The sequence below is a fragment of the Kitasatospora sp. NPDC001540 genome (genome assembly GCF_042894345.1).
Classification (GTDB): domain Bacteria; phylum Actinomycetota; class Actinomycetes; order Streptomycetales; family Streptomycetaceae; genus Kitasatospora; species Kitasatospora phosalacinea_C.
The window spans coordinates 236,383-261,789 of sequence record NZ_JBIAVO010000005.1; the positions used below are offsets into that span (position 1 = coordinate 236,383).

The following is a 25,407-nucleotide window of genomic DNA, read 5'->3' on the forward strand; positions in this document are numbered from 1 at the left end:
ACTCACCGCCCTCCCCGCGACCTCGCGGACGTTCACCTGCCGCCGCGCGCCGTTCCCCGCGCCCCTGGACGCACCGTCCCGCTCGTCAATCCCGCGCCCCGCGCGGCTATGCGTCGAGCGTCCGGGTGTGCTTCCACTCGGCGGCGCACTCGCGGTAGCCGAGCCAGGCGTTGATCGCGAGCATCGGGGCGTTGCCCGCGTCGTTCTGGGTGTACGCGGCGGTGAGGCCGCGGGCCTTGGCGCGGTGCAGGGAGTGGGCCTTGGCGAGTTTGGCCAGGCCGCGGCCGCGGTGGGTGGAGCGGGTCGCGGTGAAGGCGGACCAGTAGGTGCGGTGGCCGTCGGTCTGGGCGGCGGAGAACGCGACGGCCTCGCCGTCGACCAGGACGACCGCGGTGAGGGTGTGGTCCTGGTCGGGGCGCTGCCAGATCTCGGCGAGCCAGCCCTCGTACGGCTGGTCGTCGAGGACGAGGTCGCCGGGTTCGGCGCGGGTGCCGTCGATGTCGATCAGGTAGATCGGGTACGGGTCGTCCAGGAAGTCGGCGGCGGTGCGCAGTTCGACGCCTGGCGGGGTGGGCGGCAGCGGGGGCAGCGGGGCGGTGAGGTCGAGGCCGGAGAAGCGGCCGGCCCGGCCGCTCCTGCGGTAGCCGCGGGCGGCGGCGAAGGCGAGGGCCTCGGGGGTGTCGTCGACCCACCCGTGCGCGTCCCGGACGCCGAGGGCGGTGAGGTCCCGTTCGGCGGCGGTGAGCAGGGCGGTGCCGATGCCCGCGCCGCGGTGCTCGGGGAGCACGCTGACGGTGAGGAAGCCCTGGTGGGGGGTGGTGCTCTCGGGCACCGGACCGAACCGGGCGGTGCCGACGACCCGGCCGGCCCGCTCGGCGACCAGCAGGTGGTAGTGCGGCAACTCGGCCTGCCAGGCGACCACTTCGGGGGTGGTGACCAGGTGCGGGCGACCGGCCCGGTAGGCCTCGGCGGCCCCGGTGGCGTCAGCGGGTACGAACGGGCGGATGCGGTACGGCGTCGAAGTCATAGGCATGTCACGTTAGCCAGTCATTCGTCCGTGCGCTGCTGAATTTTCCCCCACCCGGACGGGAGTTCGTTCGGCGGGGGTGAAACCTCAAGTTCAGCTCTGAGTTTCCGGTGTCCCGCTTGGCATCGGCGCGCCGTGGATACACCCTCGGCTACGGGGGATCGGGGTGACCGGAAAACCCCGTGAAAGGGGGTGGAATATGTCTTCGTCCGATATTCCGCGATTGGGCACCGGGCTGGGCTGGCGCCCGGAGATCGACACCGCGGTGGAGCGGATGCCCGGCCTGGACTGGGTGGAGGTGGTCGCCGAGAACGTCTGCGCCGACCACCTGCCGCCCTCGCTGGTCGAGTTGCGGGCCCGCGGCGTCACCGTCGTCCCGCACGGCGTCTCGCTCGGCCTCGGGGACGCCACCGCCCCCGACCCGGCCCGGCTGGCCCGGCTGGCCGCCGTCACCGAGGCGCTCGGGGCGCCGCTGGTCAGCGAGCACCTGGCGTTCGTCCGGGCGGGCGGCCTGGAGGCCGGGCACCTGCTGCCGGTGCCGCGCACCCGGGAGGCGCTGCGGGTGGTGGCCGCCAACGTCCGGATCGCCCAGCGGGAGCTGCCCGTACCGCTGGCGCTGGAGAACATCGCCGCCCAACTCGCCTGGCCCGGAGATGAGTTGACCGAGGCGCAGTTCCTGGCCGAACTGGTCGAACGCACCGGCGTCCGCCTGCTGGTGGACGTCGCCAACCTGCACACCAACCACGTCAACCTGGGCGTCGACCCGGCCGCCGAACTCGACCGGCTGCCGCTGGAGGCCCTCGCCTACGTGCACGTCGCGGGCGGCGTCGAGCGGGACGGCGTCTGGCACGACACCCACACCCACCCCGTCACCGCGCCCGTGCTGGACGTGCTGGCCGCGCTCTGCGCCCGCGCCGACCCGCCCGGGGTGCTGCTGGAACGGGACGGCGCGTACCCGCCGCCCGCCGAACTGTCCGCCGAACTCGACGCCATCCGCCGCGTCCAGCACCTCCACCGCAGGGAGACCGCCCGTGTCTGAGCAGCACGAGTACCTGATCCGCGACCGCGATGACGCCGAACTCGTCCTCGCTCGCGTCCAGTTGGCCCACCGGCAGGAACAGCTGCTGGCCGCCCTGGTGGCGGGTGCTCCCGCCCCCGCGGGCTTCGACCCAGAGCAACTGCGCGGCCAGGCCGAGGGCCTGCTCGCCAAGCGGCGGGAGACCGTCGGCCACCTGCTGCCCGAACTCCCCGACCTGCTCGGCCCCGACTTCGCCCCGCTGTTCACCCGCTACGCCACCGGCCGACCGCTCACCGGCGGCCACCGCGCCGACGCCCGGGCCTTCGCCGCCTGGGCCCTCGACACCGCCCCCGACGCCCCCTGGTACCCCGCACTGCGCCGCCTGCTGCACCCCGCCCCCTCCCGCTGGAGCCGCCTGCTGCCGCGCCGGACGGCGAAGACGCACCCGTAACCACCCCACCGCGCGCGGCCACACTTCGCTCCGCACCGCACCGTCCCGGGCGGCCACACTTCGCTCCGCACCGCACCGTCCCGGGCCGCCACACTTCGCTCCACACCACACCATCCCGCACCACCACACTCCGCGCAGCGCCGCACCAACCCCGCGCCGCGCCGCCCACAGAAGGGATCCACGGGGGATGTGGAACTTCCGGTTCTTCCTGGCCTTCGCGCTCGTCGCGCTCTCACTCGCCGTCGCCGCCGTCTTCAACTGGCGCAGCCGCCGGGTCACCGACCCGAAGGGGCTGCCCGGGCGCGGCCTGCCGCTGTTGGACGTCGCCTTCCTGGCCGGCGGCCCGGCCCGGGTCGTCGAGACCGCGCTGGTCCGGATGGAGCGCGAGGGCCGGGTGGTGGTCTCCCGGGCCCATCGGGTCACCGTCACCTCCGAGGGGACGTCCGACCCGGTCGAGCGCGTCCTGGTCACCGCCGTCGGCGGCCGGGCCGGACGCGACCTGTCGGTGCTGCGCGCCTCCGTGACGGGCAGCCCCGAGGTGCAGCGGATCGGCGACGCGCTCGCCGCCCGCGGCCTGATGCGCCACCCCGCCGCGCTGAAGGCCGCCTGGCGGGCCCGCAAGCTGGTGGTGCTGGCCCTGCTCGTGACGGTGGTGCTCGGCGCCGTCTCCACCGTCCAGTGGCTGGACGACCCGGAGTGGGCCACCACCGCGCCCCCGTTCCTCCCGTACGGCGTGCTGGTGCTGTTCACGGTGGTCAGCCTGATCGCCAACCGCCCCGCGAGGAGCCGGATCACCCCGGCCGGGCGGCGCCAGTTGCTGCTCGTCCGCGGCAGCACCCCGTGGCGGCCGCGCGAGGTCGCCGCCGAGCACGCCGAGTTGGTCGGCGCGTTCGCCCTGGACGGCGTCCTCGCGCTCCGCGGCTCCGAGCACCGGGCGCTGCGCGAGGCGCTGGCCGGCCCTTACTCCTCCACCCGCCCGCCCCGCTCCTCCTGGCGCTCCGGCTCCCGGACGGACAGCGGCTCGGACTTCGCGGGCGGCGCGGGCGCCGGGACGGCGGCCTGGTGCGGGATGACCCCCGCCTCCTCCTGCGGTTCCTCGGGCGGCCACGGCTCCTCGCACCACTCCTGCGGCGGGTCGTCCTCCCACCACTCCTGCGGGTCGTCCTCGCACTCCTGCGGGTCCTCGTCGAGCTCCTGCGGGTCGTCGAGTTCGTGCGGTTCGAGCTGCGGCGGTGGCGGCGGGTGCGGCGGTTCCTGAGCCCGCTCCGTGTCACAGTTCGGTATCGCGGCCCGGGTATGCGTTCCGTTCCCGGCGCGCACAGGACTAGAACAAAAAGCATGTGGGTGCTGCTGTTGATCCCGTCCTGTGCCGCCGCGGTGTACTCCTGCCTCCGCCTGGTACGGGTCGCCGCGATCGCCGACGCCCTGACCGGACGGTCCCCGCACCCCGCCCACCGGCTCTCCGGCGTGGGCCTCTACGAGACCGCGTACCTGGCCGGCGGGCCCGGCCGGGTGGTCGACCTGGCGCTGGTGCGGATGGCCGGGGTGGGCCGTCTGCACCTCGCCCACACCGGCTGGACCACCGTCGTCGACCCGCGGGGCCGCGGCCGCCTCGAACGGGCCCTGATCGGCGCGATCGGCCCCGAGGGCCAGTGCCGCACCGCCCAGCTCAAGGCCGCGCTGGCCGCGCACCCCACCGTCCGCGACATCGGCGACCGGCTCACCACGGCGGGGCTGGCGACCCCGGCCGTCGTCCGCGACCACGCGCTGCGGGCGGTCCGGCTGGTCCGCTACGCGCTGGTCGGCGCGGCCGCGATGCTGCTGCTGACCGTCCTGCTCACCGCCCCGGACGGGGACACCGCCCGCACCGCCGCCGCCTGGTACGCCCTGCCGCTGGTCCTGACCGGCGGCACCCTGCTGATGGCCCGGGTCGACGTCCACGCCTACACCGCGTGGGCCGCCCCGGCCGGCCAGACCCTGCTGCGGGCCCTCCCCTGCCGCCACACCCCCGTCACCGACGACGACCTCCTCACCGCCGTCGCCATCTCCGGCACCGCCGCCGTCCGGGACCCGCGCCTGCGCGCGGCGCTCGACTCCTAGACCGGCGGCCCCTGGAGCCCACCGGCGGCGCGCGGGGAGCCGACGCGGTGCAGGGTGCCGTCCGGGTCGACGTAGCCGAACTCGCGCAGCCCGTACGGGGTGTCGGCCGGTTCGGTCAGCCGTCCCGGCGGGTCCGCCGCCGCCCACTCGGCGTGCACCGCGTCGGCGTCCGACACGTACAGGTAGACCACCGCGCCGGTGCGCAGCGGGTCGTGTTCCGCCCACTCGGTCAGGTGGAGTTCCACCGCGTCGCGCGAGACGAAGCCGTACCGGGAGCCGTCCTCGTACGGTTCGGTGGTGAACCCGAGGCGGTCGTAGCGGGCCAGGGCGGCGGCCAGGTCGCGGACCGGGACGACCGGGGTGACCCGTTCGAACGCGACGGGGCCGGGTGGTGCGGACACGCGCTCCTCCGGGGGGCAGGCGGTGGGTGCGCCCGGACCGGACGCGTCCCGCGGGAGGGGCGTCCGGTCGGGCCCTGGTGCCGTTCGTCCTTCTCCGGTGCGGGCCCGGTACCGGCCCGGTAGCGGCCTAGTACAGGCCGGAGAGCAGCTCGGCGACCGGCTTGCGGCGGCCGGTGAAGAAGGGGACCTCCTCGCGGACGTGCAGGCGGGCGCGGGAGGGGCGCAGGTCGCGCATCAGGTCGACGATGCGGTGGAGTTCGTCGGCCTCGAAGGCCAGCAGCCACTCGTAGTCGCCGAGGGCGAAGGAGGCGACGGTGTTGGCGCGCACGTCCGGGTAGCCGCGGGCCATCATGCCGTGCTCGGCGAGCATCGCCCGGCGCTCCTCGTCGGGGAGCAGGTACCACTCGTAGGAGCGGACGAAGGGGTAGACGCAGACGTACTCGCGGGGCCGCTCGTCGGCGAGGAACGCCGGGATGTGCGACTTGTTGAACTCGGCGGGGCGGTGCAGCGCCATGTTGGACCAGACCGGCTCCAGGTGGCGGCCGAGCGCGGTGCGGCGGAAGCGGTTGTACGCCTCCTGCAGGTCGTCGGAGTCCTCGGCGTGCCACCAGACCAGGATGTCGGCGTCGGCGCGCAGGCCGGAGACGTCGTAGGTGCCGCGGACGACGACGTCCTTGGCGGCGAGCTGCTCGAAGAGGCCGTCGACCTCGGCGGCGAGGGCGGTGCGGTCCTCGGGGAGGGCGTCCTTGAGCTTGAACACCGACCACATGGTGTAGCGGATGACCTGGTTGAGGTCGCGGGCCTTCTTCTTCACGGGCTGCTCAGTGCTTTCGGTCATGAGCCCATTGTCCCTTCTGCGCGGGGGGTGCCGGTGCCGGGGGTGAGGAGCTCCGCGGCCCGCCGGGCCCCGGCGATGACGGCGGGGATGCCGACGCCGTCGTACGCGGCGCCGCAGACGGCGACCGCGCCGAGCGCGTCGAGGTGGGCGCGGATCCGGGCGACCCGGTCGAGGTGGCCGACGGGGTACTGCGGGAGTCCGGCCCGCCAGCGGGTGACGGCGTGGTCGTACGGGGTGGCGCGCAGGCCGACGGCGGCGTGCAGGTCGGCGAGGGAGCGGGCGACGAGTTCGGCGTCGTCCAGGTCGAGGGCGGCGTCCTCGCGGTGGCGGCCGAGCGAGGTGCGCAGCAGGAAGGCGTCGGGGGCGGAGCGTTCCAGCCAGCCCCACTTGTTGCTGGAGAAGGTGGAGGCCTTGATGCTGCGCCGGTCGACCGGGGGGACGAGGAAGCCGCTGCCGGTGAGCGGGCTGTCCGCGAGGTCGGCGCGGCGGAAGGCGAGGGTGACCAGGGCCATGGACGCGTACTCGACGGCGCGCAGTTCGGCGGCGGCGCCGGGGGCGTCGGCGGCGAGCAGTTCGGCGGCCTGCGGGGCGGGGACGGCCAGCACGACGGCGTCGGCGGCGAGTCGGCGTCCGCCGGTGGTGACCAGCCAGCCGTCGGGGGTGCGGCGCAGGGCGTCGACCCGGTGGCCGGTGAGCAGTTCGGCGCCGTGCGCGCGGTCGTGGGCGGCGACGGCCTCGGGGAGGGTGCCGAGTCCGCCGCGCAGGCCCTGGAAGACCGGCCCGGTGGCGGTGGCGCGGCTGGTGAGGTCGCGGATCGCGGTGGTCAAGGAGCCGCCCTGCTGGGCGAGTTGGAGAAGTTGCGGGACGGCGGCGCGGATCGAGATCTCGTCGGCGTGCCCGGCGTACACGCCGCCGAGCAGCGGTTCGACGAGCCGGTCGACGACCTCGCGGCCGAGCCGGTCGGCGACGTAGCGGCCGATCGGGGCGTCCTCGCCGATCTCGGCGGGCTGCTCGCGGGAGGCCCGCTCCAGGCCTTCGGGGGTGAGCACGCCGGAGGCCTTGAGTGCGTCCAAGTCTCCTGGTACGCCCATGAGTTGGCCGCCGGGTAGCGGGCGCAGGCCCTCCCTGGTCCAGATCGCGGCCTTGGCGGTGGTGGGCGGTTCGAGCAGTTCGCCGAGGCCGACCCGGCGGGCCAGGTCGACGGCCTCGGGGCGGCGGGCGAGCATCGACTCGGCGCCGAGGTCGACCCGGACGCCGCCGACCTCACCGCCGTGCAGCTTCCCGCCGAAGCGCGTCGACGCCTCCAGCACGGTCACCCGTACCGCTGCGTCTCCGAGGAAGGCGGCCGCGGCCAGGCCCGCGATGCCGCCACCGATCACCACGACGTGAGGTTTCGCCATGTCGATCAGTCTCCCAGCCCTTATCCGGATCGCCGGGATCGGCCCCGCGACCCTCCGAGACCGGGACGAGTCCGCGGCGTGATCGATCCGGTACCGCGGGGACGGGTCCGGTCCGGGGGCCGCCGCGTCACAGCTGCGTGGGGGTGGGCGACCGGCCCGCCCCGGACCACGGGGAGGATGCGACATGGACCTGCGGGTACGCAGAGCGGGCGCGGCGGGCGCGGCGGGGGCGGTGGCCGCGGTCCTGCTGCTGACCGGGTGCGGCGCGGACTCCGGCCGCTCGGAGTCGGCGGCGGTCCCGGCGGTGGCCCCGGCGGCCCAGCCGGAGGGCGGCCAGGCCCAGGACAAGGCCGCGGCGGCCCCCGGCAACGGTGACGGCGCCGTCGGCAGCGGGGCCGGGCCCGGCTCCGGGAGCAAGCCCGGCTCCGAGGGCGGCACGTCGAACGCCGCGGGCACCGCCGGCACCGCGCAGCTGACGGACCGCCAGATCGCCTACCAGGCCAAGCTGACGCTGCGGGTCGACGTCGTGGACGACGCCCGCGCCAAGGCCGTCGACCTGGTCACCCGGGCGGGCGGCTACGTCGCCGGGGAGAACCTGCGCGGCGGGAAGGGCGAGGGCACGCTGTCCACGCTGACCCTGAAGGTCCCGTCCGCCTCCTACCAGGCCACCCTGGACGGGCTGGGCGGGCTCGGCACCCGGCTCGCCCTCAGCAGCCAGGCCGACGACCTCACCCAGCAGATCGCCGACGTCGACAGCCGCCTGAAGTCGATGCGGGCCAGCGTGGACCGGGTGCGGGCGCTGATGGCCGACGCGAAGAGCCTGTCCGAGGTGGTGTCGCTGGAGAGCGAACTGACCCGCCGCGAGTCCGACCTGGAGTCGCTGCAGCGCCGGCAGCAGGAGCTGTCGGCCCGCACCTCGCTGTCGACCGTGACGCTGGAGCTGATGACCCCCTACCAGCCCGTCCACGACGAGCCGGAGGAGAAGGGGACCGGCTTCTGGGCCTCCGTCGGCCACGGCCTCTCGAACGGCTGGCACGCGCTGGTCGCCGTGGTCCGCGCCCTGCTGGTGGCCCTGGCCGCCGTGGCGCCCTTCCTCGTCCTGCTCGCCCCGCTCGCCTGGCTGTTCCGCCGCCGCCTGCGCGCCCGCCGCGCCGGGGCCCCCGCCGTCCCGCCCCGCCCGACGCACGCGCCGGGTGTCGACGCGGACGCGGACTCCGACGCGGGCGCCGGGGAAGGCGCCGACGGCAGGGCGTGACCCGGGGCGGCGGGCCGGTCAGCGGGGGATCGCGTCCGGCCCGGCCCCGTCGGGGTCAGCGGGATCGGCCGGAAGCCCGTCCGGGCCGGCCGGGGGCCCGTCCGGGTCGGCCGGGGGCCCGTCCGGGTCGGCCGGGGGCCCGGCGGGGGCCTCCTGCTCCGCCTCCGCCCGGCGCCGGTCGCGCTCCCGGGCCGCCGCGGCCTCCTGCTGGTGGCGGGCCTCGCTCCGGCCCACCTGGTCCGCGACGAACAGCACGAAGGTCGACAACGGGATGACCAGCCCGGCGAGCGACCAGTCGTCGCCGAAGACCCCCATGCCGAACATCCACAGGATGCCCGCCAGGCCGAGCAACCGCAGCAGACAGCTCATGGCCCCTCCCCGTAATGCACGGTAGTCGCCCGGAAGCTCCGCGTAAACAGGCCCGACGCCACCCCTGGTCGTCTAACTGGCTTCCACCGCACGGCCCTTGGTCGCCCGCAGGGCCGCCAGGGCCGCGCAGGGGACGGTGATCAGGGCGCAGAGCAGGGCGGTGCCGCCGAGGGCCGTCCAGGGGAGGGCGAGGGGGACGGGGGCGCCCGCGCGGTGGAGGGCGGCGCCCATGGTGGCGAGGGTGGTGAGGGTGGCGGCGGTGCCGAGCAGGGCGCCGACCGCCGTGACGAGGAGCGTCTCGGCGGCGACCAGCCGCAGGACGCGGCCGCGGGTGGTGCCGACCAGGCGGAGCTGGGCGAGTTCGCGGCGGCGGTCGGTGGTGGTGGTGAGCGCGGTGTGGGCGAGGGTGATCGCGACGTAGAGCAGGGCGAGGCCGAGGACGGCGGCGATCCGGCGGATCCGCTTCGGGTCGTCGGCGGGGTAGTGGGCGTCCAGCCAGGCCGCGCGGGTCTGCACGGTGGCCCCGTGCGCCCGGGCGGTGGCGGCCGCGTCCGCGGCGGCGTCGCGGACCTCGATCCGGTCGGTGCGGGCGCCGGGCGCGTTGCGCGGGGTGACGTACACCGGGTTGCCGCCGGTGCCCTCGCGCAGCACGGCGGCGACCCGCAGCTCCCGCCGGGTGCCGTCGGCGAGCACGACCGGGACGCGGTCGCCGACCTGCGGGTCCCCCCATTCTTCGGCGAGCACCACACTGTCGTCGTCGAGCGCCGCCGGGTCGCCCGCCAGGACGGGCAGCCGGGTGGTGGCGGTCAGCGCGGCCGGGTCGGCGACCGCCCGGCCCTCGGCGCGGACGGCCGTGCCGTCGGCCTCGACGACGGCGAGCGGCGTCGCGGCGCTGGGCGAGACGACGGCCCCGGGCAGCGCCCGCAGCGCGGCCGTCAGCGCGTCGGCCCCCTCGCCGCCGGGGGCGGGGGTGAGGACGAGGTCGGCGGCGGCCGTGCTGCGGGCTTCGGCGGCGCGGGCGGCGGCGACGGTGGCGGGGGCGCCGACCAGGGTGCCCGCGAGGGCGGTGGCGAGCAGGACGGGCGCGACGGTGGCGCCGGTGCGGCGCAGGCCGCCGAGCGCGGCGGCCCGGACCAGCCGGGGCGGCCGGGTGACGGGGCGGGTGAGCAGGCGCAGCAGCGGGCGGGCCAGGACGGGGGCGAGCAGGGCGGTGGCGGCGATCAGCAGCATCGGCTGGAGGGTGTAGGTCTTGCGGTGCAGCAGCTCGGCCGGGTCCCCGGCGAGCGCGGCGGCCACCACGGCGGCGTACGTGCCGAGCAGGGCGAGGCCGCCGAGCCAGCGGCCCGCGGTCATCACCTTCAGGTCGACGTCGGCCTCGCGGAGCGCTTCGAGCGGGCGGACCCGGCCGGCCCGCCGGGCGGCGACGGCGGTGCCCGCGAGGGCGACCAGCGGGCCGGTGCAGAACGCGGTGACCAGCGGCCAGCCGGGGGTGCCGATCCGGAAGCCCGCGGGGGCGAGGTCGGCGGCGGTCAGCGCGCGGGCCAGCAGCGGGGCGGCGGCGCGGCCGAGCGCGCTGCCGGTGGCGGCGGCCAGCAGGCCCAGCAGCAGGGCCTCCAGCAGGACGGTGCGGGTGAGTTGGCCGCGGGTGACGCCGGCCAGCCGCAGCAGTCCGAACTCGCGGCGGCGCCGGGCGACCGCGTAGGAGGAGGTGGCGGCGACCACGAACCCGGCGGTGAAGAGGCTGACGCCGCAGGTGGTGCCGAGTTGGGCGAGCAGCGCGGTGCGGTCCTCGCCGGGCGGCAGGGCGGTGCCCGCGGCGAGGCCGAGCAGGGTGGCGGCGATCAGCGCGACGCCCAGGGCGAGCGCGGTGAACGCCCCGAGCAGGGCGGTCCGTCCGGCGTTCAGGGAGCGCACGGCGATCCTGGTCAGTGGGGTGGTCATGGCTCCGAGTCAACCGGCGCCGGGCGGTTCGCACATGGACGCCCGCTCCACCGCGAAGAGTGGAGCCAGCTCTACCGACACCGGCCGGGGCGGCGGCCTAGGGTCTGTCCTGGTGAAAGGACCTGGTGAAAGGAGGTGCCCCGATGTCCGACTGCTGGCAGGCGCTGCGCCGGCCCGGGTTCCTGCGGACGGCCTGGCCGTGGCGCTCGGCGGCGTACCTGCTGGCGTGCGCGCTGGCGGGGGAGGTGCTGTGCGTGGTGCTGCTGCTGTGGGCCGCGGTCGGCGAGGCGCTGTCGGTGCTGCTGGTGGGGGTGCCGCTGCTGGCGGCGCTGCCGTTGGCGGGGCTGGCCTCCGGGGCGGGCGAGCGGCGGCTGCTGCGGCTGATGGGCGGGGCGCCGGTGCCCGATCCGCACCGGGTGCCGGACGGCCCGGGCCTGTGGGCCTGGCTGCGCGTCCGGTACGCCGAGGGGGCGACGTGGCGGGAGGCCGGCGGCGCGGCGCTGTCGGCGTTCCTGCTCTGGCCGTTGGAGCTGCTGGTGGTGGCGGGCGCGCTGCTGGTCCCGGCCTGGCTGGTGACGACGCCGCTCCAACTGGCCCTGGACGGCGAGCAGGTGAACGTGCTGAAGGTCTGGCAGGTGCACGCGCCGGGCCAGGCCTGGGCGGTGGCGGCGGGGGGCGCGGCGCTGCTGGCCCTGGCGGGCTACCCGCTGGCGGTGGCGGCGGGCGCCCGGGCGGCGCTGGCCCGGGCGCTGGCGGGCGGTCAGGAGCGGGTCGGCGAGCTGGTCCGCTCCCGGGCCCGCCTGGTGGACGCGTTCGAGGCCGAGCGCCGCCGGATCGAACGGGACCTGCACGACGGCGCGCAGCAGCGGCTGGTCGCCCTGTCGATGTCGCTGGGCCTGGCCCGGTTGGACGCGCCGCCGGGCGGCCCGCTCGCCCACCGCCTGGCCGCGGCGCACGCCGAGGCCGACGCGGCGCTGGCCGAGCTGCGCGAGCTGGTGCACGGCATCCACCCCCGGGTCCTCGCCGACCGCGGCCTGCCGGACGCCTGCGCGGACTTGGCGGACCGCTCGGTGCTGCCGGTCGTGGTGGACGTCTCCCTGCCGGGCCGGCTGCCCGCGGCCGTCGAGTCCGCGGGCTACTTCGCGGTCGCCGAGGCGTTGGCGAACGCGGCCAGGCACGCCGGGGCGTCCGCGGCCCGGGTGCACGGCCGCTGGTCCTCGGGCCGCCTGCGGCTGGACGTCTCGGACGACGGCACCGGCGGCGCCGACCCCGCCCGCGGCAGCGGACTGACGGGGCTGGCCGACCGGGTCGCGGTGGTCGACGGCAGACTGTCCGTCAGCAGCCCGCCGGGCGGCCCGACCCTGCTGCGTGTGGAGATCCCGTGCACCCCGACGACCGACCCCCGCTCCGCCTCGTCCTCGCCGAGGACTCCGTCCTCCTCCGCGAGGGCCTGATCAGCCTGCTGGAGCGCTTCGGCCACACCGTCGTGGCCGCCGTCGGCGACGCGGACGCCCTGCTCGCCGCCGTCGCCGAGCACCGCCCCGACCTGGTCCTGACCGACGTCCGGATGCCGCCGGGCCTCACCGACGAGGGCCTGCGCGCCGCCCTGCGCCTGCGCACCGAGCGGCCGGGCCTGCCGGTGCTGGTCCTCAGCCAGTACGTCCAGCGCTCGTACGCCGCCGACCTGCTGGCCGGCGGCGACGGCGCGGGCGTCGGCTACCTGCTCAAGGACCGGGTCGGCCACGTCGAGGAGTTCCTGGCCGCGGTGGACACCGTCGCCGCGGGCGGCACGGTGGTCGACCCGGAGGTGGTCCGCCGCCTGCTGGCCCGCCGCCGCGACCCGCTGGAGCGCCTGACGCCCCGCGAGCGCGAGGTCCTCGAGCTGATGGCCCGCGGCTGCTCGAACGCGGAGATCTGCCGCCGCCTGACGGTCTCCGAAGCGGCGACCGCCAAGCACATCGGCAACATCCTGCTCAAGCTCGACCTCCCCCCGGCCGAGGACACCCACCGCCGCGTCCTGGCCGTCCTCGCCTACCTCGGCGACGGGGAGGGCTGAGCGGGGCGCGGGACCGGGGCGCCTACCGGGCGCTGGCCTCGTGGACGAAGGCGACGAGGCGGGTGAGCGCGTCCGGGTCCATGGTGGGCATGACGCCGTGGCCGAGGTTGAAGATGTGGTGGCTGCCGCCGAGGGCCTGGGCGGCGTGCAGGACCTCGCGGGCCTTGGTCTCCACGACGTGGGTGGGGGCGTAGAGGACGGCGGGGTCGAGGTTGCCCTGCAGGCCCTTGCCGGGGCCGACCCGGTTCGCGGCCTCGTCGAGCGGGACGCGCCAGTCGACGCCGACGATGTCCGCGCCGGCCTGGCTCATCAGGCCGAGGAGTTCGCCGGTGTTGACGCCGAAGTGGATCCGCGGGACGCCGTAGGGCTCGACCGCGTCGAAGACCTTGGCGCTGGCGGGCATCACGGAGCGGCGGTACTCGTCGGGGGCGAGCGCGCCCGCCCAGGAGTCGAAGAGCTGGATCGCCGAGGCGCCGGCCTCGATCTGGATCTTCAGGAAGGCGGCGGTGATCTGCGCGAGCCGGTCGACGAGTTCGGCCCACACCTCGGGGGCGCCGTACATCATCGCCTTGGTGTTCTCGTACGACTTCGAGGGCCCGCCCTCGACCAGGTAACTGGCCAGGGTGAAGGGGGCCCCGGCGAAGCCGATCAGGGGGGTGGCGCCGAGTTCGGCGACCAGCAGGCCGACCGCCTCGGTGATGTAGGGCATGTCGTCGGGTTCGAGCGGGCGCAGCCGCTGGAGGTCGGCGGCGGTGCGGATCGGGTCGGCGATGACCGGGCCGACGCCGCCCTTGATCTCGACGTCGATGCCGACGGCCTTGAGCGGGACGACGATGTCGGAGAAGAAGATGGCCGCGTCGACCTTGTGGCGGCGCACCGGCTGGAGGGTGATCTCCTTGACCAGCTCGGGCTGCATGCAGGCGTCGAGCATGGGGACGCCCTCGCGCACCTTCAGGTACTCGGGCAGCGAGCGCCCGGCCTGCCGCATGAACCACACGGGGGTGTGCGGCACCGGCTCGTTGCGGGCGGCGCGCAGGAAGACGGAGTCGTACGCGGCGCCGCGGGGCCGCTGACCGGACTGGGCTGCGGGGGTCTCACTCACGGGTCACATCCTCGCACGGGGCCGGTGCGCTCCCGTCCGGGCGGGTGGCGTGGTCAGGCAAAACGGACACCTCGGGCGGTGGCCGTCGGGGCGGGGTCCACGGCCCGGTCGTTTTCCGGGTTTTCGGCACGCCGGAGGGACGAAAGTGCTCGGCTTGCGGGTCCGCGCCGCCTAGGCTTCCGGTCATGGCAGCGGTCGGCGGGCAATCCGCACAGGGTGGAGGAACGGGCAGGGAGTCGGCGCCGATCGAGTTCCGCGACGCGGTCGAGGCGCTGACCGGGGCGCGGTTGCGCCCCGAGGTACGGCTGTCCCCGCAGCCCGCCCCCCGCCGGCTGGCCCCGTACACCTTCGCGTTCTCCGCCTCGGTCGAGGTGGACGGCGAGGAGTTGGCGGACGGCACCCTGGTGCTGCTGCACGACCCGTCCGCGCCGGAGGCGTGGAACGGGGACTTCCGGGTGGTCACCATGACCCGGGCCGAGCTGGAGCCGGAGATGGCGGGCGACCCGCTGCTGTCCGAGGTCGGCTGGAGCTGGCTGCTGGACGCGCTGCAGGCGCAGGCCGCCGGGTACGCGGAGCCGTCCGGCACGGTGACCAGGTGCCACTCGCAGTACTTCGGCGCGCTGGCCGAGCGCGGTTCGTCCACCGAGATCGAGCTGCGGGCGTCCTGGACGCCGGCCGACCGCCGCTTCGAGCGGCACCTGGCCGCCTGGGCGGACCTGCTGTGCGTGTGCGCGGGGCTGCCGCCGTCCGCCCCGGCGCCGCTGCCCGCGGACGGGTCGGGCGGACTGGGCGGGGTGGTGCCGATGCCGGCCCGCCGCCGCCCGCGCAACTCGCACTGACGCCTCCGGCGCGCTCACCCGCCCCCGGCCGCCGAGCGGCCGTCAGGCGTTCCCGACACCTCAGGGGGACAACCCCGCGCTCCGGGTCCGGCGCCACCCGCAGGACTGACGGATTGTGACTTCACAGGCACTCTGGGTCAATTACCTGCACGTTCACGATCGACTCGGCATCGACAGTGATCGATTCTGTGCGATTTCCAGGCATGTCGTACCGGTCACCTGCACGATTTGTCCGTATTGTTACTCACTAGATCGTGATCACCCGCTAAAGCCGGGCACGGTTGATGCCGAAGGTGTCAGTGACCCTTTCCAGACGCGGAACACTCCGACCGCCCCCTCGGGGTTCGTCCGCCACTCCCCCCGGAGGCCTCAGGTGTCGGTCCTTCTCGAGCACCCCGCAAGCGTGGTCGCCTACCGTCCGACGAAGCCCACCGCCATGGTGGTCATCGCAGATCCCCGGGTCCGGAACACGGTCACCCGGCACCTATGGGCGCTCGGCGTCCGTGACGTCATCGAGGTCTCCTCGATCGCCGAGGCCCGTCCCCGGGTCTCCACCCCGCGCGACATCTGCATCGCCGACGTCCACCTGCCCGACGGTTCCGGCCTGACCGTCCTGGCCGAGACCCGCGCCGCGGGCTGGCCCAACGGCCTGGCGCTGTCCGCCGCCGACGACATCGGCGCGGTCCGCTCGGCGCTGGCCGGCGGCGTCAAGGGATACGTGGTGACCGGTACCCGCACCAACATGCCGATGCCCGGCCGCCCCGGCCTGCCGATCGGCGCCGGCCTGGCCGGGCGGATGCGCCGCCCCGGCATCCCCGGCCACTACCACCCCGGTGCGCCCGGCCACCACGGCGCCCCCGGCCAGCCCGGTGCCGTCCCCGGCGCGCCCGGTGCGCCCGGCGCGCAGCCCTCGGCGTACCGGGAGCTGTCCGGCCGCGAGGTGGAGGTGCTGCGGTTGGTCGCCGAGGGCCAGTCGAACAAGGCGATCGGCGTGGCGATGGGCCTGTCGGCGCTGACGGTGAAGAGCCACCTGGCGCGGATCGCCCGCAAGCTGGGCACCGGCGACCGGGCGGGCATGGTGGCGGTGGCGCTGCGCACCGGCATCATCCACTGATCCGCATCGTCCCTGGTGGCGGCCCGGAGGAACGTTTCCTCCGGGCCGCCGTCGCGCCCGCCCCCGGGCACTGGGCCCGCCGCCCATGACGGCCCGTCAGCCCGCCCGCGCGCTGCGCCTGGGCGGCGGCCGGACGCCGCGCCGACCCGGGCTGGCATATGTCCGAACATGGTCCGACCAGTCAGACAACACTCCCGGCGGCGACGCACGACGTACCCTTGGGGGGTGACCGACGCCGTAGCCTCCCTCCCCGAAGAGACCGCCCCGGTTCCGCTCCTCGAACCCAGGGACGGAATCCCACCGGTGGTGGCGGACGACGCGACCCTCGCCGCCGTCGTCGAGTCCTTCCGCGGCGGCACCGGGCCGGTCGCCGTCGACGCCGAACGCGCCTCCGGCTACCGCTACGGCCAGCGCGCCTACCTGATCCAGCTGCGCCGCCAGGGCGCGGGCACCGCGCTGATCGACCCGATCGCCTGCCCCGACCTGACCGGTCTGAACGCCGCGCTCGCCGACACCGAGTGGGTCGTGCACGCGGCCACCCAGGACCTGCCCTGCCTGTTCGAGGTCGGCATGCACCCGGGCGTGCTGTTCGACACCGAGCTGGCCGGGCGGCTCGCCGGGTTCGCCCGGGTCGGGCTCGGCCCGATGACCGAGAACGTGCTGGGCCTGTCGCTGGCCAAGGAGCACTCCGCGGTCGACTGGTCCACCCGCCCGCTGCCCGAGCCCTGGCTGCGCTACGCCGCGCTGGACGTCGAGGTGCTGGTCGACCTGCGGGACGCGCTGGAGGCCGAGCTCGACCGGCAGGGCAAACTCGACTGGGCGCACCAGGAGTTCGCGGCGCTGGCGGCCGCGCCGCCGCCCGCGCCGCGGGTCGACCCCTGGCGGCGCACCTCCCAGCTGCACAAGGTCCGCCGCCGCCGCCAGCTCGCCGCCGTCCGCGAGATGTGGCTCACCCGGGACCGGATCGCCCGCGAGCGGGACGTCTCCCCCGGCCGGGTGCTGGCCGACGCCGCGATCGTGAACGCCGCCCTCGCCATGCCGGCCAACGCGCCCGCGCTGATCGCGGTCCAGGGCTTCGGGCCGCGGGTGAACCGCCGCCAGTTGGAGCAGTGGCTGGCCGCGATCGAGCGCGCCCGGGAGATCCCGGAGGCCGCGCTGCCGCCCGCGACCGCCCCGCACGACGGCCCGCCGCCGCCGCGCGCCTGGGCCGAGAAGGACCCGGTCGCCGCGGCCCGGCTCAGCGGCGCCCGGGCCGCCGTCACCGCCCTCGCCGAGCGGCACCACCTGCCCGCCGAGAACCTGATCACCCCCGACCTGGTCCGCCGGGTCTCCTGGGAGCCCCCGGCCGACCCGGCCGCCGACGCCATCGCGGAGGCGCTGCGGGCGCTCGGGGCCCGGGCCTGGCAGACCGAGCTGGTCGCCCCGGCGCTGGAGCGGGCGTTCCGGGAGGCCGCGGCCTGAGCGGTGGCGCCCGGGCGTCGCCCGGGTCACTTCCGCAGCTCCTTGCCGGGCGTTGTTACTCGTGGGTAGATTGGTGGGCGTAGCGGCGCCGCTCGTGCGCGCGCTCATCGTCATGTCCCCCTGGGAGGAGAGCCCCCGTGCCTCGTACCGCGAGGGACGTCGTCTTCGTCGACGGCGTCCGCACCCCGTTCGGCAAGGCCGGCCCGAAGGGCATCTACCACGAGACGCGCGCCGACGACCTGGTCGTCAAGTGCATCCGTGAGCTCGTGCGCCGCAACCCGAGCCTGCCCGTCGAGCGGATCGACGAGGTCGCCGTCGCCGCGACCACCCAGATCGGCGACCAGGGCCTGACCATCGGCCGCACCGCCGCGCTGCTCTCCGGCCTGCCGAAGTCCGTCCCGGGCTACGCGATCGACCGGATGTGCGCCGGTGCGATGACGGCCGTCACCACCACCGCGGGCGGCATCGCCTTCGGCGCGTACGACGTCGTGGTGGCCGGTGGCGTCGAGCACATGGGGCGGCACCCGATGGGCGAGGGCGTGGACCCGAACCCGCGGTTCGTCTCGGAGAAGCTGGTCGACGAGTCCGCCCTGTTCATGGGCATGACCGCGGAGAACCTGCACGACCGCTTCCCGCACATCACCAAGGAGCGCTGCGACGCGTACGCGGTGCGCTCGCAGGAGAAGGCCGCCAAGGCCTACGCCAACGGCGACATCCAGCCGGACCTGGTGCCGATCGCGATCCGCAACACCAACCCCGAGGTCGGCGAGACCGGTTGGGGCCTGGCCACGGTCGACGAGCCGCTGCGCCCGGGCACCACGATGGAGTCGCTGGCGGGCCTGAAGACCCCGTTCCGCCCGCACGGCAACGTCACCGCGGGCAACGCGGCCGGTCTCAACGACGGCGCCACCGCCTCGCTGCTGGCCGCCGAGGACGTGGCCCGCGAGCTGGGCCTGCCGGTCAAGATGCGCCTGGTGAGCTACGCCTTCGCGGGCGTCGAGCCCGAGGTGATGGGCATCGGTCCCGTCCCGGCGACCGAGAAGGCGCTGGCCAAGGCCGGGCTGACCATCGAGGACATCGGCGCGTTCGAGGTCAACGAGGCCTTCGCCGTGCAGGTGCTGGCCTTCCTGGACCACTACGGCATCGCGGACGACGACGAGCGGGTCAACCCGTACGGCGGCGCGATCGCGTTCGGCCACCCGCTGGCCTCCTCGGGCGTGCGCCTGATGACCCAGCTGGCCCGCCGCTTCGAGCAGCGGCCGGACGTCCGCTACGGCATCACCACCATGTGCATCGGCTTCGGCATGGGCGGCACCGTCATCTGGGAGAACCCCCACTTCGAGGGTGGTAAGTGACCATGAGCACCACTGAACTGCTGCAGCGCGCCGCCGAACTGTTCCCCGGCGAGGTCGTCACCACCGCGCACGTGCGCCACCTGGACCTGCCGCTGCGGGCCGGCAAGCTGGCGCTGATCACCCTGGACAACGGCTTCGACCACACCAAGCCGACCACCTTCGGCCCGGGCTCGCTGGCCAAGCTCGCCGAGGCGCTGGACCGGGTCGAGGCGGAGGCGGCCGCGGGCGAGGTGGTCGCGGTCGCGATCACCGGCAAGCCGTTCATCTTCGCGGTCGGCGCCGACCTCAAGGGCGTCGAGCTGCTCAAGGAGCACTCCGACGCGCTGGCCATCGGCAAGGGCGGCCACGACGTCTTCAAGCGGATCGCCGCGCTGCCCGTCCCGTCCTTCGCGTTCTACAACGGCGCGGCGATGGGCGGCGGCGTCGAGGTCGGCCTGCACTGCACCTACCGCACCGTCAGCGCGGGCGTCCCGGCGTTCTCGCTGCCCGAGGTCTTCCTCGGCCTGGTGCCCGGCTGGGGCGGCTGCACCCTGCTGCCGAACCTGATCGGTCCCGCCAAGGCGGTCAAGGTCATCGTCGAGAACGCGATGGCGCAGAACAAGCAGCTCAAGGGCAAGGACGTCTTCGAGCTCGGCATCGCGGACGCGATCTTCGAGCCGGCCGACTTCCTGGAGCAGTCGCTGCTGTGGGCCGCCAAGGTCCTCACCGGCGAGGTCGCCGTCGAGCGCGAGGAGTTCGACCGCGGCAAGGCCTGGGACGACGCCGTGCTGTGGGGCCGCTGGGTCGCCGACGCCAAGGTGCACGGGGCCGCCCCGGCCGCGTACAAGGCGCTCGACATCATCCAGCAGGTCAAGGACGGCGACCTGCAGGCCGGTTTCGACGCGGAGGACGCCGCGCTCGCCGACCTGATCATGAGCGGCGAGCTGCGCGCCGGGCTGTACGCCTTCAACCTGGTGCAGCGCCGCGCCAAGCGGCCGTTCGGCGCGCCGGACAAGTCGCTGGCCCGCCCGGTGAGCAAGGTCGGCGTGGTCGGCGCCGGCCTGATGGCCTCCCAGCTGGCGCTGCTGTTCGCGCGCCGCCTGGAGGTGCCGGTGGTGCTCACCGACATCGACCAGGAGCGGATCGACAAGGGCGTCGGCTACGTCCACGCCGAGATCGACAAGCTGCTCGACAAGGGCCGGATCGGCAAGGACAAGGCCAACAAGCTCAAGGGCCTGGTCTCCGGCCACCTCGACAAGGCCGTCGCGTTCGGCGACGCCGACTTCGTGATCGAGGCCGTCTTCGAGGAGATGGGCGTCAAGCAGAAGGTGTTCGCGGAGCTGGAGGCGGTGGTCTCGCCGACCGCGATCCTGGCCACCAACACCTCCTCGCTGTCGGTCACCGAGATGGCCTCCAAGCTCCAGCACCCGGAGCGCGTGGTCGGCTTCCACTTCTTCAACCCGGTCGCGATCCTCCCGCTGCTGGAGATCGTCCGGGCCGAGAGGACCGACGACGCCTCGCTGGCCACCGCGTTCGGCGTGGCCAAGAAGCTGAAGAAGACCGCGGTGCTGGCCAAGGACGCCCCCGCGTTCGTGGTCAACCGGATCCTGACCCGCTTCATGGGCGAGATCCAGAGCATCATCGACGAGGGCACCCCGTTCGAGACCGTCGAGGCCGCGGTGAAGCCGCTCGGCCTGCCGATGTCCCCGATCGCCCTGCTCGAACTGGTCGGCCCGGCCATCGCCCTGCACGTCTCCGAGACCCTGCACGGCGCCTTCCCGGAGCGGTTCGCCGTCTCCGCGAACCTCGGCAAGGTCGTCGAGGCCGGCAAGCGCGGCTTCTACGTCTGGCAGGACGGCGCCCAGGTCCTCGACCCCGAGGTGCTGGCGCTGCTCAGCTTCGGCGACAGCGTCCTCACCGAGGAGCAGGTGCGCGCCCGCGCCCTGGAGGCCGTCGCCCAGGAGATCGGCCTGATGCTGGAGGAGGGCGTGGTCGGCGAGGCCCAGGACATCGACCTCTGCATGATCACCGGCGCCGGCTGGCCCTTCCACCTCGGCGGCATCACCCCGTACCTCGACCGCGAGGGCGTCTCCGAGCGCGTCAACGGCAAGAAGTTCCTGGCCCCCGGCCTGGCTTCGGTCCCCGCCTGACGCACCGCCTCCCGCACCGCCCGCCGGGCGGCGCCTCGTTCCTGACGGGACGGGGTGCCGCCCGGCGGCTTTTCTCTGTACGCTGCCGGTCTTTCGGGGCGTGCGGAGGAGCGGAGGGGCGCGTGCTGGTGCTGGTGCACGGCGGGCTGTGGGACGAACCGATGGACGCGGCCGCGTTCTGGGAGCGGCCCGGGGTGGTGGACGGCCTGCGGGCGGCCGGGGTCGCGGTGGCCGCGCCCGACCGGGCGATGCGGGCCGGGAGCTGGGCGGCGGAGGCGGCGCACCTGGCCGCGCGGCTGCCGGACGGGCCGCCGGTCGTCCTGGTCGGCGGCTCCAACGGCTGCTCGGCGGCGGTCCGGCTGGCCCTGGCGGTGCCGGAACGCGTCCGGGCCCTGGTCCTGGCCTGGCCCGCCACGGCGGGCGACGGGCGGCTGGACGGGCGGATCCGCGCGGCGCTGCCGGAGGCGGCCGGGCTGCTCGCCGGGGAGACGCTGCGGGGCGTCACCGACGCGGAACTCGCCGGGCTGCGGCTGCCGGTGGCGGTGCTGCCCGCGACCCCGGAGAACCCCGTCCACCAGCGCCGCACAGCCGACGCGCTGCTGGGCCTCGTCCCCGGCGCGGTGGAACTGCCGGGCTGCCCGGAACCGCCGCACCCGGCGTTCCGGGCGGAGCCGCTGGTCGCTGCGCTGGCCGGGTGGGCCGCCTAGGCGGCCGGGGGCACAACCAGGGGCCCGGGGAACGACGGGCCCGGGGCTGTCGGCGGTTCACTGCCGGTGCGTGCCGTGGCTTCGGGTTCTGTCACTACGGCCCGAAGCAGCACGGCCCTCCGGTGGGCTCCGGCCGTCAGCAGCTCGGACCCGCCGTTCCCCGGGCCCCTGACGGGGCCCTCGTGCAGGGGCGTTCGTGCAGGGGCGTTCGTGCAGGGGCGTTCGTGGCGGAGCCTATTTCTTCTTGAGGCGGTAGATGACCGTGTCCCCGGTGACGCCGACGACCTCGTAGTAGGTGTCGAGGAGGCTGGCGATGCGGGGGACCTTGTCGGGTTGGTAGGGGGCGGTGCCGGAGTCGTCGACGAAGACCTCGGGGAGGCCGTTGGTGGTGATCTCGTTGTCGAAGGTCTGCCAGGCGTCGGAGACCGAGTACTGTTCGCCGACCTTCTCGCCGCCCTTGCCGCCGCTGAAGTTGGTGAGGAAGCCGGCGGTGAGGTAGCGGCTGGCGGGGCGGCGGTCGGCGAGCCAGTAGAGCTCGGGGTGCATGCCCCAGACCAGGACGGTGTCCTTGGGGGTGGTCTGGGCGGCGACGGCGGTGGCGACCTCGGTGGTCTGGGTGAGGCGCTGGCCGGGCCAGAAGACCGCGAGGGCGAGGAAGACGGTGCTGGCGAGGGCGGAGTAGGCGGCGACGGGGCGCCAGGGGACGGCGGAGGTGGCGACGGCGCCGATGCCGAGCAGGACCAGCGGGGGCATCAGCTGGAGGTAGTAGTGGCCGAAGAAGTGGAAGCCGACCGAGACCGCGATGACCGAGGAGAGCAGCCACACCCACAGGTCGGCGGTGGAGCCGCGCTCGGGGCCGCGGGCGGGCACGGGGCGGTGGCGGTGGCGCAGCCACAGGCGGTGGGCGTAGGGCAGCAGGAAGGCCAGTCCGGCGCTCATCAGGATGGCCGAGTTGCCGAGGGCGCGGCCGAGCATCTGGGGCCAGTTGGAGCCGAGCCCGGCGTAGTCGCCGGAGCCGGTGACGACCCAGAAGAGGAAGCCCTTGGGCTTGGTGAGGATGGCGGCGACGAGCGCTATCGGGAGGGCGAAGCCGAAGCCGATCTTGGCGAGGGCCGAGGGCCAGGGGACGCCGCGGCGGCGGGTGTCCTGCAGGAGCATCCACAGGACGGGCAGCATGACGGCGCCGCCGGTCTGCTTGGTGAGGGAGCAGAGGGCGACGGCGATGCCGGCGGCCAGCCAGCGGCGGCGTTCCGCGTAGCGGAAGGCGAGCACCATGGCGGGCAGCATGAAGACCTCGAAGGTCGCGGCCTGGGTGTCCTCCGGGGAGAGGCCGATGGAGACCAGGAGGTAGAAGACGCCCGCGTAGCGTCCGGCCCGGTCGCCCCAGCGGCCGCGGGCGATGGAGGCGAGCAGGACGGCGGTGGTGAGGTGGGCGCCGATCGCGAGGGCGCGCAGCGGCCAGAGCGAGACGGAGCCGAACAGCGCGAAGCAGGCCTCGTACAGCCAGGGCAGCAGCGGGGGCTTGCGGTCGACGACGGTGTCGTAGAGGACGCCGCCGTCGGCGAGCATCCGGGCCTGGGTGGCGAGGTAGCCCTCGTCGGGGCTCCACACGGGGCGCAGGAAGGAGGGGAAGTGGGTGACGGTGGCCAGCACCGCGAGCAGCGGGACCAGTCTGGTCCAGTACCCGGCGCGGACGTGCCCGTGGAGGCGGTCGGCGAGGGCACGTGGGCGGCTCGTGGTGGTGATGGGCACGGGTGACAACCTACCGGGCGCGAACGGGCGGAGGGGTGCCGGTCCGGGAATGGGTGTGACGGTCCGACAGTGGGCGCACCGTCCGGGAGCCGTCGTGCGGTTCCCGGACGGTGCGCCCACGGAGGTTCCGGAGGGTCAGCTCCGGGCGAAGGAACGGGCGCTGATCAGCGCTTCGATCTTCTGGGCGATCGCCGGTCCGGTCAACCCGATCTCCGCCATGATCTCGGCGCGCGAGGCGTGGTCGAGGAACTCCTGCGGGATGCCGAAGTCGCGCAGCGGGACGTCCACGTCGGCGTCGCGCAGCGCCTGGGCGATCGCGGAGCCGACGCCGCCGGCCCGGCCGTTGTCCTCGACGGTGACCACCAGGCGGTGCTGGGCGGCCAGGCCGGGCAGCGCGGCGTCCACCGGCTTGACCCAGCGCGGGTCGACGACGGTGCTGGTGACGCCCCGTTCGGCGAGCAGTTCGGCGGCCTCCAGGCAGATCGGGGCCATTGCGCCGACCGAGACGATCAGCACGTCGGCGGCCTCGTCCGCGGAGCCGCCCTCGCTGCGGCGGAGCACGTCCATGCCGCCGACCTGGCCGACGGCGGGCACCGCCGGGCCGACGTTGCCCTTGGAGTAGCGGACCACGGTGGGGGCGTCGGCCACCTCGACGGCCTCGCGCAGCTGCAGGCGGACCTGCTCGGCGTCGCGCGGGGCGGCCAGTCGCAGGCCGGGGACGACCTGCAGGATCGACATGTCCCACATGCCGTTGTGCGAGGCGCCGTCGGTGCCGGTGACGCCGGCCCGGTCGAGCACGAAGGTGACGCCGAGCTTGTGCAGCGCCACGTCCATCAGGACCTGGTCGAAGGCCCGGTTCAGGAAGGTCGCGTAGACCGCGACGACCGGGTGCAGGCCGTTGGTGGCCAGGCCGGCCGCGCAGACCGCGGCGTGCTGCTCGGCGATGCCGACGTCGAAGGTCCGCTCGGGGTAGGCCTTGGCGAACGGGGCCAGGCCGACGGGGTGCAGCATCGCGGCGGTGATCGCGACCAGGTCGCGGCGCTCGCGGCCGAGCGCGACCATCTCCTCGCCGAACACGGACGTCCAGTCCTTGCCGGCGGTCTTCACCGGCAGGCCGGTGTCGGGGTGGATCACCCCGACCGCGTGGAAGCGGTCCTCGTCGTTGTTCTCGGCGGCGTGGTAGCCGCGGCCCTTCTCGGTGATGCAGTGCACGATGACCGGGCCGCCGAAGCCGCGCGCCTTGGTGAAGGCGGACTCCAGGGCCTGCAGGTCGTGGCCGTCGATCGGGCCGATGTACTTGAGGCCGAGGTCCTCGAACATGCCCTGCGGGGCGATGAAGTCCTTCAGGCCCTTCTTGGCGCCGTGCAGGGTGTCGAACATCGCCTGGCCGACCACGGGGGTGCGCTGCAGCGCCTCCTTGCCCCAGGACAGGAAGCGCTCGTAGCCCTGGGTGGTGCGCAGGGTGGAGAGGTGGTTGGCGAGGCCGCCGATGGTCGGCGAGTAGGAGCGCTCGTTGTCGTTGACGACGATGACGATCGGCAGGTCGCGGCTGTCGGCGATGTTGTTGAGCGCCTCCCAGGCCATGCCGCCGGTGAGCGCGCCGTCGCCGATCACCGCGACCACGGGGCGGTCCTTGTGGCCCTGGATCTTGTTGGCCTTGGCCAGGCCGTCCGCGTAGCCGAGGACGGTGGAGGCGTGCGAGTTCTCGATCACGTCGTGCTCGGACTCGGCGCGCGAGGGGTAGCCGGACAGGCCGCCCTTCATCTTGAGCCGGGAGAAGTCCTGGCGGCCGGTCAGCAGCTTGTGGACGTAGCTCTGGTGTCCGGTGTCGAAGAGGATGCGGTCGCGCGGCGAGTCGAAGACCCGGTGCATCGCGAGCGTCAGCTCGACCACGCCGAGGTTGGGGCCGAGGTGGCCGCCGGTCTTCGAGACCTCCTCCACCAGGAAGCCGCGGATCTCCTCGGCGAGCGCCGACAGCTGCGCGGGCGTGAGTCGATCGAGATCGCGCGGTCCCCGAATGCGGGTCAGCAGGGCCACCCGTTCCTCCTCGTCCAAGTTCTCGCGCCCGCATGGGCCCGGAGGGCGTACGCCC

At 74.9% G+C, this 25,407-nt stretch carries 20 protein-coding genes and 1 pseudogene; 12 read left to right on the forward strand and 9 right to left on the reverse strand.

What is annotated here, in order from left to right; genetic code table 11:
- Positions 1–106: 106 nt before the first annotated feature.
- Complete coding sequence (locus ACFY00_RS09525; RefSeq protein WP_388029055.1) at positions 107–1,027, reverse strand: GNAT family N-acetyltransferase; 921 nt, start codon at positions 1,025–1,027, stop codon at positions 107–109.
- 199 nt (positions 1,028–1,226) lie between these two features.
- On the opposite strand from ACFY00_RS09525, the pseudogene ACFY00_RS09530 reads away from it, so the two are divergent.
- The 3 genes and pseudogenes from ACFY00_RS09530 to ACFY00_RS09540 all read left to right on the forward strand — a co-directional run bounded on the left by ACFY00_RS09530 (position 1,227) and on the right by ACFY00_RS09540 (position 4,596).
- Positions 1,227–2,496: pseudogene (locus ACFY00_RS09530) on the forward strand (DUF692 domain-containing protein).
- A gap of 187 nt (positions 2,497–2,683) precedes the next feature.
- A complete protein-coding gene (locus ACFY00_RS09535) occupies positions 2,684–3,754 on the forward strand; it encodes a TIGR04222 domain-containing membrane protein (protein ID WP_388029057.1) in 1,071 nt (356 codons plus the stop codon).
- Positions 3,755–3,834: 80 nt separating this feature from the next.
- Positions 3,835–4,596: a TIGR04222 domain-containing membrane protein gene (locus tag ACFY00_RS09540; RefSeq protein WP_388029059.1), complete on the forward strand. Its 762-nt coding sequence runs from the start codon at positions 3,835–3,837 to the stop codon at positions 4,594–4,596.
- Here the strand turns inward: ACFY00_RS09540 and ACFY00_RS09545 are convergent.
- From ACFY00_RS09545 to hemG, 3 genes are all read right to left on the reverse strand, one after another.
- Positions 4,593–4,997 carry a bleomycin resistance protein gene (locus ACFY00_RS09545; RefSeq protein ID WP_388029060.1) on the reverse strand — a complete coding sequence of 135 codons (405 nt, stop codon included), beginning with the start codon at positions 4,995–4,997 and terminating at the stop codon, positions 4,593–4,595. The two genes, ACFY00_RS09540 and ACFY00_RS09545, sit on opposite strands and share 4 nt — an antisense overlap.
- A gap of 127 nt (positions 4,998–5,124) precedes the next feature.
- Positions 5,125–5,835 carry a hydrogen peroxide-dependent heme synthase gene (hemQ, locus tag ACFY00_RS09550; RefSeq protein ID WP_388029062.1) on the reverse strand — a complete coding sequence of 237 codons (711 nt, stop codon included), beginning with the start codon at positions 5,833–5,835 and terminating at the stop codon, positions 5,125–5,127.
- On the reverse strand, positions 5,832–7,235 hold the full coding sequence (gene hemG, locus ACFY00_RS09555; protein ID WP_388029063.1) for a protoporphyrinogen oxidase: 1,404 nt from the start codon (positions 7,233–7,235) through the stop codon (positions 5,832–5,834). Before hemG ends, hemQ begins: the two co-directional genes overlap by 4 nt.
- Positions 7,236–7,419: 184 nt before the next feature.
- Here hemG and ACFY00_RS09560 point away from each other — a divergent pair, with 184 nt between their 5' ends.
- Positions 7,420–8,490: a DUF4349 domain-containing protein gene (locus tag ACFY00_RS09560; RefSeq protein ID WP_388029065.1), complete on the forward strand. Its 1,071-nt coding sequence runs from the start codon at positions 7,420–7,422 to the stop codon at positions 8,488–8,490.
- 18 nt (positions 8,491–8,508) lie between these two features.
- Here the strand turns inward: ACFY00_RS09560 and ACFY00_RS09565 are convergent, their stop codons facing one another.
- On the reverse strand, positions 8,509–8,859 hold the full coding sequence (locus ACFY00_RS09565) for a hypothetical protein (protein WP_388029068.1): 351 nt from the start codon (positions 8,857–8,859) through the stop codon (positions 8,509–8,511).
- Between the two features lie 72 nt (positions 8,860–8,931).
- Positions 8,932–10,800 carry an FtsX-like permease family protein gene (locus ACFY00_RS09570; protein WP_388029069.1) on the reverse strand — a complete coding sequence of 623 codons (1,869 nt, stop codon included), beginning with the start codon at positions 10,798–10,800 and terminating at the stop codon, positions 8,932–8,934.
- Between the two features lie 143 nt (positions 10,801–10,943).
- On the opposite strand from ACFY00_RS09570, the gene ACFY00_RS09575 reads away from it, so the two are divergent.
- Together ACFY00_RS09575 and ACFY00_RS09580 are read left to right on the forward strand one after the other, a co-directional pair.
- Complete coding sequence (locus ACFY00_RS09575; protein WP_388029071.1) at positions 10,944–12,254, forward strand: sensor histidine kinase; 1,311 nt, start codon at positions 10,944–10,946, stop codon at positions 12,252–12,254.
- Entirely contained in the window at positions 12,182–12,856 is a 675-nt protein-coding gene (locus tag ACFY00_RS09580) for a response regulator (protein ID WP_388029073.1), read from the forward strand. Before ACFY00_RS09575 ends, ACFY00_RS09580 begins: the two co-directional genes overlap by 73 nt.
- 22 nt (positions 12,857–12,878) lie before the next feature.
- Here the strand turns inward: ACFY00_RS09580 and hemE are convergent, their stop codons facing one another.
- Positions 12,879–13,958: a uroporphyrinogen decarboxylase gene (hemE, locus tag ACFY00_RS09585; protein ID WP_388029075.1), complete on the reverse strand. Its 1,080-nt coding sequence runs from the start codon at positions 13,956–13,958 to the stop codon at positions 12,879–12,881.
- Between the two features lie 185 nt (positions 13,959–14,143).
- Here hemE and ACFY00_RS09590 point away from each other — a divergent pair, with 185 nt between their 5' ends.
- The 6 genes from ACFY00_RS09590 to ACFY00_RS09615 all read left to right on the forward strand — a co-directional run bounded on the left by ACFY00_RS09590 (position 14,144) and on the right by ACFY00_RS09615 (position 21,563).
- Positions 14,144–14,797, forward strand: a complete 654-nt coding sequence (locus ACFY00_RS09590; protein ID WP_388029078.1) for a DUF3000 domain-containing protein — start codon at positions 14,144–14,146, stop codon at positions 14,795–14,797.
- Positions 14,798–15,170: 373 nt separating this feature from the next.
- Positions 15,171–15,911 (forward strand): LuxR C-terminal-related transcriptional regulator, encoded by a 741-nt coding sequence (locus ACFY00_RS09595; RefSeq protein WP_388029079.1) that lies wholly within the window; start codon positions 15,171–15,173, stop codon positions 15,909–15,911.
- A gap of 225 nt (positions 15,912–16,136) precedes the next feature.
- Positions 16,137–17,372: an HRDC domain-containing protein gene (locus ACFY00_RS09600; RefSeq protein WP_388029082.1), complete on the forward strand. Its 1,236-nt coding sequence runs from the start codon at positions 16,137–16,139 to the stop codon at positions 17,370–17,372.
- Between the two features lie 137 nt (positions 17,373–17,509).
- Positions 17,510–18,727 carry an acetyl-CoA C-acyltransferase gene (locus ACFY00_RS09605; protein WP_285735392.1) on the forward strand — a complete coding sequence of 406 codons (1,218 nt, stop codon included), beginning with the start codon at positions 17,510–17,512 and terminating at the stop codon, positions 18,725–18,727.
- A 2-nt stretch (positions 18,728–18,729) separates the two neighbouring features.
- Complete coding sequence (locus tag ACFY00_RS09610; RefSeq protein WP_388029085.1) at positions 18,730–20,856, forward strand: 3-hydroxyacyl-CoA dehydrogenase NAD-binding domain-containing protein; 2,127 nt, start codon at positions 18,730–18,732, stop codon at positions 20,854–20,856.
- A gap of 122 nt (positions 20,857–20,978) precedes the next feature.
- Entirely contained in the window at positions 20,979–21,563 is a 585-nt protein-coding gene (locus ACFY00_RS09615) for an alpha/beta fold hydrolase (RefSeq protein WP_388029088.1), read from the forward strand.
- A gap of 234 nt (positions 21,564–21,797) precedes the next feature.
- Here ACFY00_RS09615 and ACFY00_RS09620 read toward each other — a convergent pair whose 3' ends face one another.
- Together ACFY00_RS09620 and dxs are read right to left on the reverse strand one after the other, a co-directional pair.
- Positions 21,798–23,315 carry an ArnT family glycosyltransferase gene (locus ACFY00_RS09620; protein WP_388029091.1) on the reverse strand — a complete coding sequence of 506 codons (1,518 nt, stop codon included), beginning with the start codon at positions 23,313–23,315 and terminating at the stop codon, positions 21,798–21,800.
- 135 nt (positions 23,316–23,450) lie between these two features.
- Complete coding sequence (dxs, locus tag ACFY00_RS09625) at positions 23,451–25,352, reverse strand: 1-deoxy-D-xylulose-5-phosphate synthase (RefSeq protein ID WP_388029093.1); 1,902 nt, start codon at positions 25,350–25,352, stop codon at positions 23,451–23,453.
- Positions 25,353–25,407: the final 55 nt, after the last annotated feature.